This window comes from Candidatus Cloacimonas sp., assembly GCA_039680785.1.
In the GTDB taxonomy this organism is placed as follows: Bacteria; Cloacimonadota; Cloacimonadia; order Cloacimonadales; family Cloacimonadaceae; genus Cloacimonas.
This window is the reverse complement of sequence record JBDKSF010000028.1, coordinates 1-13,881: the sequence shown is the minus strand read 5'-3', so window position 1 is coordinate 13,881 and position 13,881 is coordinate 1. Positions and strand designations below refer to the sequence as shown.

Genomic DNA, 13,881 nt, shown 5'->3' with positions numbered 1-13,881 from the left:
CTTTTTTACCTCATCGGCAAGCATTACAGGAATTGGTGAATGCTGAACTATTGGTTTTGCTGATCAATGCTTATGAGGGTAAGGAAGGAATGCTAACCACCAAACTTTTTGAATATATTGCTTCCCGTACTCCCATTCTCTGCATTGGTGAAAAAAAAGGAGAAGCATACGCATTAATTGTTAAAACGGAAAGTGGGTTTGTTTCTAATAATGTGCAAGAAATTGAAACTCATATTTATGATCTCTATGAGAAATTCAATTCAGGCGAAGATTTGCGCACAAAAGGAGACATATCCTTTCTAAATGTAAATAATCAAGTTCAGATATTACTAAATGATTGAATGCTAATGAGGCAAAACCCAAGCCAAAAAAAGAAAAGCGGAGTTTTAACAAATCCGCTTTCTATTTTAAGTTTTATTGTTTACCACTAATAGGTGTTAGTTCATAGTTCTCGTTTTGCTTCCGAAAATAATGCCTTTAAAAGAGTTTCTGGTTCATAACGGAAAGACGAACCTTTGCCTCCAAAGAAATGATGTGCTTCAATTAAATGAATAGTCATTGCTGTCCAATGAACTGTAATGTTGTTATTCCGATTCTTAAGCGTTGTTTCATACTTGCGGAAAAAACCTCCGTGACCATAAGGACATGATAAATTCCCTTTAAAGGTCTCTGTTGAAACTTCATATATATCATCAATGACAACTTTATTATCAAATACATCAAAGGTAGCATCCGTTAAAAACTTCATTCTATCTGCAATTTCTTCTACATAACGGTTTAAACGATCCAGTTCTTTATCATCTGTGGCGATAATTTCGGCAAGGGAGCGTTGATCATTTCCCAGAAAGCCATCAATTGTAAGAGCTCCTGGCATCATACGCGAACGAATTTTGATCTCTTTTAATTCTTCTCTCATAATTTCCTATCCTAACTTATTGTTTTCCTTTTAATAATACTCTATGGGTATGTTATAATTTAGTGTATCCGGTTCCGGGCCTCTACTTAAAATGAGTTTCACGGTTGATTTTTTTAACGCTTTTTCACCTGACGATGGAATACTGCGAATAACCGTATTTGCCGGATAAATGTCTGAATATGTAGAATCAACTACACTACTGTATAAATCTAAATTTCTAAGCAATATAAAAACCTCCTGAAAGGGTTTTCCTGTTATTGTAGGTATTGCAACTGTAGATGAACCCTTACTGATTATCAAATATACAGTTCCATCCTGATGAATTTTTTCTCCACCGGTAGGATCCTGTTCTAAAATAACTTCTGCAGCTGCAACATCACTAAAAAGGGAGTCCTTTACTATAGTATGCAATTTCTCTTCCTTTAATATCTGTTTTGCTTGTGCAAGAGTCATTCCTACTACGGACGGAACTTCTACTTTAGGCGTTCTTCCCAAAATTATTGGAAATAATATTTGGCTAAAGATAAAAGCAGTTACAATGATAATACCAATCCCGATTCCGATCAGATAACCAAACTGTTTGTTCACAGGATTGCTTCTCATAATTTTTTTATTTGATGCGTTGTAACTTGGCTGCAAAAGCACCATCCATATTATGTTTGAAAGGTATGGTTCGCAAAAATCCTTCTCCGGTATAAACGGCGGGGATGAAATTCGACGCTGGGACTAACTCAAATCGCTTGTTTTTATTTAAGAAAGCAACAATTTGTTCTTCATTTTCTTTGGGATTCATTGTGCAGGTTGAATAAACCATAAAACCACCTAAAGTGACAAAATTAGCTGCATAATCCAATGCCTTTTCTTGAATTTTGATTAGTTCGGAAATATTTTGATGCACCTGCCAACGAAGGTCTGATTTTCTACCAAAAACACCCCATCCTGAACAAGGAGCATCTACTAAAACACGATTAAAGGCAGGAGCTACGGGACCATATTTAAACGCATCGGTTACAACCATTTTTATATTTGTCAGTTGTAATCTGTCTGCTGCTTGCTTTAACAGTTTCATTTTAGCAGGGATCTTATCTACCGCTATAATTTCACCGGTATTATTCATTTTTTCTGCAATATAGCTACATTTGCCACCCGGAGCAGCAAATAAATCTAAAACACTATCATCTTTTTGGGGATCAAGTAATTCCACAATTAATGCTGCAGAAGTATCTTGAACCGAAAAATAACCTTCCGAAAAAGCCACATCTTCCAGAATTTCAGCCGTTTGTGCAGTGTGAAACATATTTGGACTTGCGGGTGAGGGTGTAATAATAATATTCCTTTTGGCAAAATAAGCTTTTAACTTATCCGGAGTTGTGGCTGTGGTATTAACTCTGATATGCAGTTCCGGGTTCTCATTAAAAAACATTGCCAAATATTCCGTATTTTCCTCTCCCCATAAATCAAGCCACTGCTCAACAAGTTCGGGTGGAAAAGAATGTTCATAAGCAATCCGCAATTTGGGTTCCTTTGGATAGGTAATTTCAGGACTACGCAAATAACTTCTTAACACGGCATTAACAAAATCGCCAACTTGCGAATTGAAGAGATTTTTGGCTAATTCCACGGTCTCATTTACCGCGGCAAATTCAGGAATGGAATTTAGATACAATATTTGGTATAATCCTATATAAAGCAATGTTTTAATCTTAATATCGGTAGCCGCATATTTATTTTTATCTACATATTGTTGCAGGATATAATCCAGTTTCAGATAGAGTTTGATAACTCCTTTCACCAAATTGTAAAATAAAGCAGGGTCTTCATTCGCATTCTTAATTCTCTTTGCCCTTTGGTGCAGTAGGGTATCAGAATATTCTTTATCTTTCAAGACCTTCAAAATGGTGGAATATGCTTCAGCGCGAAAATTCATTTGTTTCTCTGATATATGCTTTTGATTATTTCTTTGATCAATTCTTCGGTATTCATTTTTCGTTTTGACTCATCAATTAAATTAAGCTCTTTCCGAATTTGGGTTAGGTTAAAGCCCAGAGAAAGTAGTGCCGTTTCCACTTCGATATTAATGTCTCCAGTTTGTAACTCTTTCTGATCTATATGATTCATTAAAGTATGAACATCATCTTTTAGCTCTACAATCAAGCGTTGAGCAGATTTTTTCCCGATACCGGGAACTCTTGTCAGCAAACCTTCTTCGCCTGAATTAACTGCTTTGATAAAAGTAGGAATGCTTAAAGTTGAAAGAACGGATAAGGCGATTTTAGGTCCAATTCCTCCCACCTTGTTTAACATCTGGAATAATTCTCTTTCTGCTTCAGTGCCAAAACCGTAGAGGCGAACATCATCTTGGCTTATATGTAAATAAGTGAGCAATTTGCAAGATGTTCCCACCACCGGTAATTGTTCATAGGTGCTTATCGGTATTTTGATTTCCCAACCTATACCCATTGTTTCTATGATAGCTAAAATCGGTGTTTTAAAAGTTAGCGTTCCAGATATATACTGAATCATTTTAACCACTTCATTCTATTATAATGACAAGTTGCCACCGCTAAAGCATCAAAGGCATCGTCTTTTTTGGGGTTATTCTTTAGCGGGTATAGTTGATTTATCATATAACGGACCTGCTGTTTACTTGCACTTCCATTTCCACAAACGGATTTCTTAATTTCTCGCGGGCTGTATTCCACTACCTGAATATCCTTCATAGCTAAGGCAAGTAAAATAACGCCGCGCGCATGTCCAAGCGTAAACACACTTCGCACTTGTTTATGAAAAAATATGCTTTCTACGGCTGCAATTTCAGGATGATATTCATCTAACAGACCCAGCATATTTTCATAGAGAGATTTAAGCCGTAATCCCAGTGTCTTTTCTTTGGAGACATCAAAAACATCACAACCCGCAGCAAGAATTTTTCGTCCTTCAATTTGCAAAAGACCATAACCGCAAAAACGGCTGCCAGGATCAAAACCAATAATAATCACTTGGGTTTATTTAAGCTTGGGAAAGTTTCTCCATAACAGCATCGGAAAATTCAAAGTTGGCATATACCTTTTGCACATCATCTAACTCTTCCAAAGATTCAATTAAGCGCATAAGTTTTACGGCAGTATCATCATCAACTGCAACCGTGTTTTTGGGCACTCTGGTTAGTTCTGCATTATGAACAGGATAGCCATCTTTTTCTAAATTACCGATCACATTGTGAAAATCACCGGGGGAAGTATAGATATCAAAATTATCTTCATTTAATTCTACATCTTCCGCTCCCGCTTCCAGTGCTTTCATCATAAATTCATCTTCATCCAAACCTGCTGCGGGAACATTCATAAAGCCCTTTTGTTCAAAATTCCAAGCCACTGAACCCGATTCAGCAAGATTTCCACCGTATTTGGCAAAAGTGTGTCTGAGTTCTGATACACTGCGTTTTTTATTATCAGTCATCACTTCCACTACAATACCCACGCCGTTGTGTCCATAGCCCTCATAAATAATTTCTTCATAAGCGGCGCCTTCAATTTCACCCGTTCCTCTTTTGATAGCTCGCTCTATGTTATCTTTGGGCATATTGTTTTCTTTGGCAGTATTGATAGCCGTTCTTAAGCGAGGATTCATATCTGGATCGCCACCCCCGGCTCTTGCAGCTAAAATAATTTCTTTTACTAAACGGGTAAAAATCTGCCCTCTTTTAGCATCGGCAGCGCCCTTTTTATGTTTGATCGAACTCCATTTGTTGTGTCCTGACATATAAACCTCGGTTTTTTATTTATCATCACATATAATCATAATACCACAATATCCTCTGCTCTCCAGAAAACAATTCCCTAAAGAGTCGGCATTTCTGCCAATCCTAAAGAGACCTTTTTTAACTCTGAGAGGGCTACAAAACTGCATAATTTTGCTGGCAGAAAGCGGCTGCATATCAAAGTTTTTGATGTTGAATATTCGTACCACTTTATCTGCACAAATTAACCTATATTATTCATTGGATTGATCTTGCCAAGCAGCAATTACCTTCTGAGCAATGTCTTCCGGAACTTTCTCATAGTGTGAGAATTTTTGCAGAAAACGTCCTCTCCCTTGAGTAAATGATTTTAAGGCAGGGAAATAAGAATACATTTCTGCTAAAGGCATCTGTGCAGTTAAATGTTGCTTTGTACCATGTTGTTCCATACCAAGAATTTTGCCTCGGCGAGTTGATATATCGCCCATTACATCGCCCATATATTCACTCGGAACGATAATTACAAGTTCATGAATGGGCTCCAACAAAATCGGCTTGCCTTTCTTGAAGCCATCTTTCAATGCCATAGATGAAGCAATTTTAAAGGCAATTTCTGAGCTATCAACTTCATGATAACTGCCATAATATACTTCTACGGATATATCAACCACTGGATAACCGGCAATAATACCTTTCTCCAATGTCTCGTTTAGACCCTTTTCTATGGCAGGTATATAATTTGAAGGTATCACACCTCCGACAATGGAATTGATGAATTTAAACCCTTCACCTCTTTCGGTTGGTTTTATTCTAAAATAAACATCAGCGTATTGTCCTCTACCGCCAGATTGCTTTTTATGTTTATAATTGGATTCCGCATTTGCCATTATTGTTTCTTTGTAGGGAATACGCGGTTCCTTAAGGATAGCATCAACTTTGTAACGGTTTTTCAATTTCTTCAATACCAATTGTAATTGCTGTTCACCCATACCAGATAAAACATTTTCGTGCGTTTCAACATTCAATTCGTAATTTATGGTGGGATCTTCAGCAATAACTCTTTGCAATACAGTTCCTATTTTATCTTCATCTGCCTGATTTACTGCCTTAATTGTTTGCCAGGTAGTGGGAGTTGGTAATTGCACTGGTATCATAGACAATTTCGAATTTAACGCTACAATGCTGTTGGTAACTTTGGCATTTTTCAGCTTAAGCAAGGCACCAATATCGCCAGCTTTAATTTCGTTACAGTCATTACGATTCTTGCCCAGCATATAATACATAGTTCCCGCTTTATCTTTTGCATCTTTTTCGGGAATATAAAACTCCATACCGGTTTTTAGAGAGCCCGAAAATAAGCGAACATAAGCAAAATCACCCATCCCTGGATCTGCGTAGAGCTTAAATATATAGCCCAAAAGTTCTCCATCGGGTTTGCAGACCAGTTTTGATTTTTGGCCATTTTCCAGCACTTCAATTTCATTTGCTTCAACAGGTGAGGGAAGATAATTTATAATACCGCTTAACAAAGCAAGAACGCCTTCTCCAGTTCCGGCGGAACAAACAAAAGCAGGAGATAATTCACCACTTAATATGCCTTTTTTTAGCCCGGCAATTAATTTATCTTCAGGAAGCTCCATATTTTCCAAGTATTCATTAAGTAAATCCTCATCCGTTTCTGCCACTGCTTCCATTAATTGCATACGAGCTTCTTCAACAGCATTTGCCATATTCGCAGGAATCTCACTTTCCGCATTACCTTTTATGGCTTTGCGCTTAATTACATCCACCACACCTTCAAAAGCTCCTTCTTTTCCGATGGGAATATGAACTTTGACAGGTTTTAATCCGCTATTTTCAGCAATTGTTTCCAAAGTTTTATCATAATCAGAATGTTCATTATCCATCCGATTAACTACTATTACTTTCCCCGTTTTGCGTTCTTCAATTTGCTCAATGGCAAGTTCCAAACCTACTTCATAACCCCCTGCGGCATTTGCAACGATGACAGCATTTTCCACGGCAGGGAGGGCTACAATTGCATCACCAACAAAATCGGGACACCCAGGAGCATCTAAAATGTTTATTTTATGATCCATATAATTGGCATAACCGATTGATAACCCAAGCGACATCTTTTTGGTTATTTCTTCTGGGTCAAAATCCATTATGGTATTACCTTCTTCAATTTTACCCAGACGGTTTGTGGTATTGGTAAGATGAAATATTTGTTCAGCCAAAGATGTTTTTCCTGCGCCACTGGCACCGATAAACAATAGATTGCGTATCTTATTCATTTCGTATTCTTTCATTTCTTCCTCAGTTCGTTTATTATATAATTTTTTATCTGATATTCTATTTCAGAGAGTCATAGTTTTTTTTCTGCTGTTTAAGTCAATCGTTATTTTTTTATGGTTAGAATGATGATAGGTTCAGGATCTATGGATCTATTTGTTTTGAGTGAAAAAGCCATCGCAGGAAAATTAGCCCTTTCTCTGTTGGTTTCAATCTTGATTTTCATCCACATCTCATTCCAGTTCATACTTACCCACTATATCACTTAAAGTAATATTTCTTTCTTGCAAAAAAGCATTTATTCCTGCATATACATTTTGCACGGCTAATGGGTCAATAAAATTAGCAGTCCCGAGGGAAATGGCAGAAGCTCCTGCCCAAAAAAATTCCAGAGCATCTTGCCATTTATAAATTCCTCCCATCGCGATTATAGGAATGTGAATAACTTTGGCAGCTTGATAGAGTAATGCCAAAGCTATTGGTTTTATCCCAATTCCGCTGTAACCGCCTATTCCTTTTTGCAGCATTGATTTTCCGTTCTGGTAATTAATTGCCATTCCCCAAACGGTATTGATCATAGAAATAGCCGTAGCACCACCTTCTTCAGCTGCTTTTGCTATCATTCCAATATCGGAAACATTGGGGCTTAGTTTAACGATAAGTTCTCTTTCGGTTAAAGGAGCAAGTTGTTTACAAAGTTGATGAACGATATCCGGATTTACGCCAAAAGCAATACCTTCGTTTTCTACATTGGGACAGGATACATTTAATTCATAACCGGCAATTCCTTCTTGTTTTTCCAGCGTTTCCAACATCTCGGCAAATTCAGCATAGGAGGATCCCGAAAAACTTACAATTAAGGGAACATCAAGTTTCTCCTTTAAAACAGGTAAATCTTCCGCAATAAATTTATCCAACCCAGGATTTTGTAGCCCGATGGAATTCAACAATCCTGCCTCTGTTTCAAATAAACGCGGAGGCGGATTACCTTTTTTGGGATGGCGCGTAATGGTTTTACACACAAAAGCGCCTAAAAAGTTCTGCTCTACAATTTTCAAATTGTCTAAAGCAAAAGTCCCAGAAGCAACCGTAATTGGACTTTGCAGCATTATACGACCAAGCGAGGTTTGCAGTTTGTTCACAGAAGGTTCCACAAGACCTCCTCAGCATTGAAAACAGGACCTTCTTGGCAAACTCTTAAGTAATTCCACTGGTCATTTTTCCCGATCGGAACAGCACAACCATAACAGGAACCTATTCCACAAGCCATATATGCTTCCAGGGAACAATACTGTTCAATGTTTAGCTTGGATGCTTTTCGAAAACATTCTTTCAGCATAGGAATAGGGCCACAGCTGTAAATGAGATCAATCTTTTTCTCCGTTAGGATGTTTTCCAAATTTTCTGTTACCATACCTTTGTTACCATAGCTTCCATCAATTGTCCATACCTCATTGCAAGGAAAAACATCATTACTTCCGCCACCACCATGAATCCAATAAATCTGATTTTGGGCAATAAGTTCTTTATATAAATACGAGAGAGGAGGATAACCAATTCCGCCGCTTACAAGTAACACATTTCTACCCGAAACTATAGGAAAGCCATTTCCCAAAGGACCTATCATTTCCAGCAGATCAGTAGTTGTGCTCTTAGACAGTGAATTTGTTCCCGAACCCCGTTTTTTGATCAAAAAACTAATTATCACTTTCGTAACATCGTATATGGATATCGGCTTAAATAATTTGGGCAGAGAGCAATCTGTTTCCATCTTCGCAGCGCGCAATTCAAAAAACTGTCCCGGTTTGCATTTTAGGGCAAGTTCTTCGTCCAGAATGCGGAGAACGAAATAGTTACCAGTTAGTTCTGTGGATGAATAAATTTCCCGTTTGATATACAGCGGGATAGGTTTACTCACTTTCACTATCCTTGTAAGTTATATTACCGTTGCAGATAGTGAACATCACTCTTCCAGGGAGAAATTGATTTAGCCAAGGAGTATTTTTACTTTTGGAGAGTATATTTTCCACCGAGAAAAGTGTCTCTTGTTCCAAATCAATTATGGTTAAATCCGCTATTTTCCCTTCCGCTAAAACACCGCCGGGTAAATTAAGAATTTTAGCGGGAGCTATGGTTAATGCCTCGATTAAACGATTTAAGGATATCTTACCTGTTTGCACCAAATTTTTATATAGGACTGGAAATGCCGTTTCCAAACCAATTATGCCAAAAGGAGCAATATCGAATTCCTTTTCTTTTTCAAAGTCAGCATGGGGAGCGTGGTCTGTAGCTATACAGTCAATCAGACCTTCCTTTAATGCTTGAACACAGGCAAGGCGGTCTTTTTCACTCCGCAAGGGTGGTTTCATTTTAGTATTGGTATCGAAGGTTAAATTTGCCTCTTCATTAAGGACCAAATGGTGTGGAGTAACTTCGCAAGTTACGGGCAATCCTTTATCTTTGGCATTTTTCACCAGTTCCAAAGAGCGGGCTGTGGAAATATGAGCTATATGCAGTTGAGCGCCTGTATTTTCAGCCAGCATAATATCCCGCGCAATGATTACTTCTTCCGCCAAACCGGGAATACTGCTAAGACCAAGTTTCGTGGCAACTTTACCGGAATGGATTTGTCCTTTCCCTGCTAAAGAATAATCCTCAGGATGGATAATAACAGGTAAATCGAAATTGCTGGCATATTTCATACAGGAAAGCATCAAGCGTGCATTCTGAACACATTTTCCGTCATCTGAAACGGCTACAATTCCACCTGCCTTCATTGTTGCCATTTCAGCAATTTCCTCACCGGCTAATTTTTTGGTAATGGCTCCAACCACATACACTCTGGCATAGCCATAATCTTTGGCACGCAATTGAATATATTCCACGGAAGCAATATTATCGGTTACCGGTTCAGTATTTGGCATAGCACATACTGCTGTATATCCGCCGTGTGCAGCCGCTAAAGTTCCCGTTACGATATCTTCCTTATAGGTCTGACCGGGATCTCTTAAATGAGAATGTAGATCTATAAAACCGGGTAAAACGCAGGCACCTTTTGCATCAATAGTTTTATCGGCATTTACAGTTATTGTTCCGCCTATTTTGGCAATTTTTTTACGCTCAATGAATATATCGCCTTTAATGAATTTACCCTGTGTGAAAATATTGGCATTTTTTATTAGTGTTTTCATCTTTACTCCTTACGCCTTTCCGCCTAAAATTAAAAACATCAATGCCATGCGAACCGCAACTCCATTGGCAACCTGTTCTACAATTACGCTTTGATTGCTGTCGGCAATTTCAGGAAGTATTTCCACTCCTCGATTCATAGGTCCTGGATGCATTATCAGAGCATTCTTCTTAGCATATTTTAATGTCTCTTTGGAGAGAACATAATGTTTACTATACTCTTCCAGAGAGGGAAACAGACCTTCCGTCATTCTTTCCAGTTGCATTCTCAAGCCCATAACTACATCGGCATCTTTCAACGCTCTTTGTAAATCATATTCCACTCGGCAGTCATAAACACTTTCCATATTACTGGGCATCAATGTTTTGGGCCCGCAAACCGTAACTTTAGCACCTAATTTTCCCATTCCAATTAAATTGCTCCGCACGACGCGACTGTTCAAAATATCGCCTACAATGGTTATTTTTAGCCCTTTTATATCCCCCAGTTTTTCCCAAATGGAAAAAATATCCAGCAATGCCTGCGTAGGATGTGAATGTCTTCCATCGCCACCATTGATAACTGGCTTACCAGAATATTTGTTTACCAGTTGAGGACTTCCGGGACTGCTATGTCTGATGCAGTAAAGATCAATTCCCATCGCATTAAGAGTATAGACGGTATCCTGTAAACTTTCTCCTTTTTGCAGAGAAGATATTGAGGACTGAAAACTTACTACATCTGCACTTAAACGATTGGCAGCGAGTTCAAAACTCATTCTTGTGCGAGTGCTGTTTTCAATGAATAAAGTACAAACGGTTTTTCCTTTTAAGGTAGGTATTTTTTTGTATTCTCGCAGGTTAATCTCTTTCATTCCTTTGGCTGCCTCCAGAATGAACATAATTTCTTCGCGAGAATAATCATCCAAGTCGAACAGAGAGCGTCCGGCAAATTGTGGTTTTGAGGTCATCTTTTTTACTCCTTTCCAGCTCACTGGCTGTGATTAAAGGTTTTTTTCCTTATTTTTCCAATATTGCAATTTGGTCAAGTGATTTTTTTGATTATACTATCTAAAAAAACCAATTTTGCCTTTACTGATATTTTAGCATGCTGATCTTGATATACTGTTTCCAGTGAAGAAATCGCTTGCCAAAATGTTGGCTATTACTAAAATTGGATTTCCTTTTTCTTATTATATATGGGAGAAAATAATGAAAAAACCGTTAATTGTTGTTCTAATGCTGATTTTACTTAATTCTGTCATTGCCGTTTCTTGGCAACAAAATATGGATGCTGCCAAGAAGCTTTATGCCATTGATCTATTAAAAATTAAACTAAGCGCTGAAGTGTTTTACAGGGCAAATCTCCCTACAGAACTTTATGCTGAAAGAACCAATACGGGAATAAATGAACTGGATCAGCTGATGGCTCAAACAGGAGCCACTAAAATAATCAAAGCCCATCGCAAAGTAAATGACACCAATTGGGAAAAGCAGACGGGTTTTGATCGTTGGTTTATTTTGAAATTGAATGGCAAAACAACAGTGGAAGAAGCTCTTAAACAGTTCAAAGCCAATCGTTATGTAGAAGAGGCAATTCCCGAATATATTGCCTATCCTGCAGTAGTGCCAAACGATACTTATTACACCAATAATTGGGGTCATAATAACACAGCTCAGTTACCTGCCTATACCTCAAGTGGACATACCGGCTCAGGAGTTGGCACAGTCGGTTTTGATAGTGATGCCCAGCTTGCTTGGAATCAAAGCCAGGGCTATGGTTCAGCCAGCATCATAATTGCCATTATTGATACAGGCGTTGATACTTCCCATCCCGATTTGCGCTTAGTGACGGGTTATGATTTTGGCGATAATGACAGCTATCCTATGGACAACAGTTCTGATCCGGGACATGGAACTGCCTGTTCTGGGATCGCAGCTGGCAAAGCAAATAATTCTTTAGGTATTACCGGAATTGCCGGTGGCTGCAGTATTATGCCTTTAAAAGTAGCCAATTCAGCAGGAGAAATGTATTTTACTGCCATTGAAAATGCTTTAACTTATGCCGCCGATCATAATGCTCACATTGCCAGTATGAGTTTGGGAGCAACTGATGTTGTAGAAGGAGATTCACCTTCTACGGACACCGCTTTAAATTACGCCTATAATTCTGGTGTTGTTTTATTTGCCGCCACCGGAAACGAAAATAATTCCACTATTTCTTATCCCGCCAATGAAACTTCTGTAATAAGCGTAGGCGCTGCCAGTCCTTCCGGACAAAGAAAAAGTACCACTTCTTCCGATGGAGAATATTGGTGGGGTTCCAATTACGGAGTTAATACTCAGAACAATAAAAATGCCGTGGACATAATGGCGCCGACAATTTTACCTGCCACCGATTTAACGGGAACAGGAAATGGCTATAATACCAACGGAGATTATTATTTATGGTTTAATGGAACTTCTTGTGCCACACCTTATGCTGCTGGAGTGGCAGCTTTACTTCTTTCCAAAGACCCATCTTTAACACCCGCACAAGTGTTTTCCAAGCTTACTTCTAATGCAACCGATATGACAATTGATGGAGGTGTGGGTTGGGATAGATATACCGGCTACGGAATGATCAATGCCAATGCCGCTTTAAATGCTATTGTAAGTGGAATGCCCACTTGCCAAATTACTTCTCCCGCAAACGGAACCAGTTTTGCTCTCAATTCTATCATCACCATTAATGTAAACGCTACAGACAGTAATGGTTCCATTGCTTCCGTTAAGACCTACATCAATAACATTCTTTACAATACTGATAATGCAGCTCCTTATTCCTATAATTGGAATACTACTGGTTTAACCGCTGGAAGCTATACCATTAAAGCAGTGGCTAAAGATAATAGTAATAATGAAACAATTAGTGAAATCTCCATATCTTTAATTCAACCTGTTTCGGAAGCTATCATTGGCACAGGAACTTCCGTTACGGGAAATACTGCTCCTTCTCCCATTAATTTATGGTATAAAAGTTTACACGGTCAATCCGTTTATACAAAAGCAGAATTAAACGCTGCCGGTATCTTTGGCCCTATAAATATTACTCAGCTTGGTTTTAACATAATTGGCCTGCCAATTGTTACGATGCCTAACTTTGTTGTGAGGTTGAAACATACTACGGCTACCAATGTTTCATCGTTTGTCACTGCAGATAATTTGGTGACGGTATATTCCAATTCCAGTTATTTACCCACTCAGACCGGTTGGAATATGTATAATTTCACCACTCCTTTTTTATGGAATGGAACGGATAATCTTTTGGTGGATACTGCCTTTGGCATTGCCAGCTCATATAATAGTTCTGGAACCGTTCAATACACTTCAATTGATATTGGTTACCATTATCTTATAAATGATAATTCTAATCAGACCAATATTTTTTCAGGCGGAACTTCATCTTCCCAACGCGCCAATATTAAGTTGAATGTTGCCCCATATTACACTGGTCCTGAAATTACCGTAACTCCCAATTCTTTAAATTTTGGCAGTATTCCTGTCGGCGAAAGCCAAACGCGGCAATTTACCATCCAAAATACTGGAGATCAAACCCTGAATGGAACAATTTATACTCCTGCCGGTTACACTGTTTCCGAAAGCACCAGGAATAATTCGCTGAATGCAGAAAAAAGTGCTTTAAACCGCAATACTTTTGATATTACTATTGTTGCTGGAGCCACCCAAAATTATGCGCTAATTTTTTCTTCCCCTTCAGCAG

13 protein-coding genes are annotated in these 13,881 nt (G+C 38.4%); 2 read left to right on the top strand and 11 right to left on the bottom strand.

Annotated elements, in window-relative coordinates; all coding sequences use genetic code 11:
* The coding region (locus ABFC98_01755; GenBank protein MEN6444754.1) for a glycosyl transferase at positions 1-341 on the top strand (341 nt) is incomplete at its 5' end.
* Positions 342-442: 101 nt separating this feature from the next.
* Here the strand turns inward: ABFC98_01755 and ABFC98_01750 are convergent.
* The 11 genes from ABFC98_01750 to ABFC98_01700 form a co-directional block, all read right to left on the bottom strand.
* Entirely contained in the window at positions 443-916 is a 474-nt protein-coding gene (locus ABFC98_01750) for a hypothetical protein (GenBank protein MEN6444753.1), read from the bottom strand.
* 30 nt (positions 917-946) lie between these two features.
* Positions 947-1,519: a PASTA domain-containing protein gene (locus ABFC98_01745; GenBank protein MEN6444752.1), complete on the bottom strand. Its 573-nt coding sequence runs from the start codon at positions 1,517-1,519 to the stop codon at positions 947-949.
* A 7-nt stretch (positions 1,520-1,526) separates the two neighbouring features.
* Positions 1,527-2,843 carry a 16S rRNA (cytosine(967)-C(5))-methyltransferase RsmB gene (rsmB, locus tag ABFC98_01740; GenBank protein MEN6444751.1) on the bottom strand — a complete coding sequence of 439 codons (1,317 nt, stop codon included), beginning with the start codon at positions 2,841-2,843 and terminating at the stop codon, positions 1,527-1,529.
* A complete protein-coding gene (gene ruvA, locus ABFC98_01735) occupies positions 2,840-3,439 on the bottom strand; it encodes a Holliday junction branch migration protein RuvA (protein MEN6444750.1) in 600 nt (199 codons plus the stop codon). Before ruvA ends, rsmB begins: the two co-directional genes overlap by 4 nt.
* Positions 3,436-3,915: a crossover junction endodeoxyribonuclease RuvC gene (ruvC, locus tag ABFC98_01730; GenBank protein ID MEN6444749.1), complete on the bottom strand. Its 480-nt coding sequence runs from the start codon at positions 3,913-3,915 to the stop codon at positions 3,436-3,438. The genes ruvA and ruvC overlap by 4 nt, the downstream gene beginning before the upstream one ends.
* Before the next feature lie 10 nt (positions 3,916-3,925).
* Complete coding sequence (locus ABFC98_01725; GenBank protein ID MEN6444748.1) at positions 3,926-4,678, bottom strand: YebC/PmpR family DNA-binding transcriptional regulator; 753 nt, start codon at positions 4,676-4,678, stop codon at positions 3,926-3,928.
* A gap of 231 nt (positions 4,679-4,909) precedes the next feature.
* Positions 4,910-6,967 carry an elongation factor G gene (fusA, locus tag ABFC98_01720; GenBank protein MEN6444747.1) on the bottom strand — a complete coding sequence of 686 codons (2,058 nt, stop codon included), beginning with the start codon at positions 6,965-6,967 and terminating at the stop codon, positions 4,910-4,912.
* Between the two features lie 216 nt (positions 6,968-7,183).
* The gene (locus tag ABFC98_01715) at positions 7,184-8,104 is read right to left on the bottom strand and encodes a dihydroorotate dehydrogenase (protein MEN6444746.1); all 921 of its coding nucleotides are present in this window, start codon (positions 8,102-8,104) and stop codon (positions 7,184-7,186) included.
* The gene (locus ABFC98_01710) at positions 8,089-8,868 is read right to left on the bottom strand and encodes a dihydroorotate dehydrogenase electron transfer subunit (GenBank protein MEN6444745.1); all 780 of its coding nucleotides are present in this window, start codon (positions 8,866-8,868) and stop codon (positions 8,089-8,091) included. Before ABFC98_01710 ends, ABFC98_01715 begins: the two co-directional genes overlap by 16 nt.
* A complete protein-coding gene (locus ABFC98_01705; protein MEN6444744.1) occupies positions 8,861-10,141 on the bottom strand; it encodes a dihydroorotase in 1,281 nt (426 codons plus the stop codon). The genes ABFC98_01710 and ABFC98_01705 overlap by 8 nt, the downstream gene beginning before the upstream one ends.
* 9 nt (positions 10,142-10,150) lie before the next feature.
* Positions 10,151-11,089, bottom strand: a complete 939-nt coding sequence (locus ABFC98_01700; GenBank protein MEN6444743.1) for an aspartate carbamoyltransferase catalytic subunit — start codon at positions 11,087-11,089, stop codon at positions 10,151-10,153.
* A gap of 241 nt (positions 11,090-11,330) precedes the next feature.
* Here ABFC98_01700 and ABFC98_01695 point away from each other — a divergent pair.
* Positions 11,331-13,881 (top strand): S8 family serine peptidase (locus ABFC98_01695; GenBank protein MEN6444742.1); only part of this gene is annotated, 2,551 nt, incomplete at its 3' end.

What these genes read in the sequence shown, in the direction of transcription:
- ABFC98_01750 (MEN6444753.1), bottom strand. Translation starts at nt 916, where the DNA reads ATGAGAGAAGAATTAAAAGAGATCAAAATTCGTTCGCGTATGATGCCA.
- ABFC98_01745 (MEN6444752.1), bottom strand. Translation starts at nt 1,519, where the DNA reads ATGAGAAGCAATCCTGTGAACAAACAGTTTGGTTATCTGATCGGAATC.
- rsmB (MEN6444751.1), bottom strand. Translation starts at nt 2,843, where the DNA reads ATGAATTTTCGCGCTGAAGCATATTCCACCATTTTGAAGGTCTTGAAA.
- ruvA (MEN6444750.1), bottom strand. Translation starts at nt 3,439, where the DNA reads ATGATTCAGTATATATCTGGAACGCTAACTTTTAAAACACCGATTTTA.
- ABFC98_01725 (MEN6444748.1), bottom strand. Translation starts at nt 4,678, where the DNA reads ATGTCAGGACACAACAAATGGAGTTCGATCAAACATAAAAAGGGCGCT.
- fusA (MEN6444747.1), bottom strand. Translation starts at nt 6,967, where the DNA reads ATGAAAGAATACGAAATGAATAAGATACGCAATCTATTGTTTATCGGT.
- ABFC98_01705 (MEN6444744.1), bottom strand. Translation starts at nt 10,141, where the DNA reads ATGAAAACACTAATAAAAAATGCCAATATTTTCACACAGGGTAAATTC.
- ABFC98_01700 (MEN6444743.1), bottom strand. Translation starts at nt 11,089, where the DNA reads ATGACCTCAAAACCACAATTTGCCGGACGCTCTCTGTTCGACTTGGAT.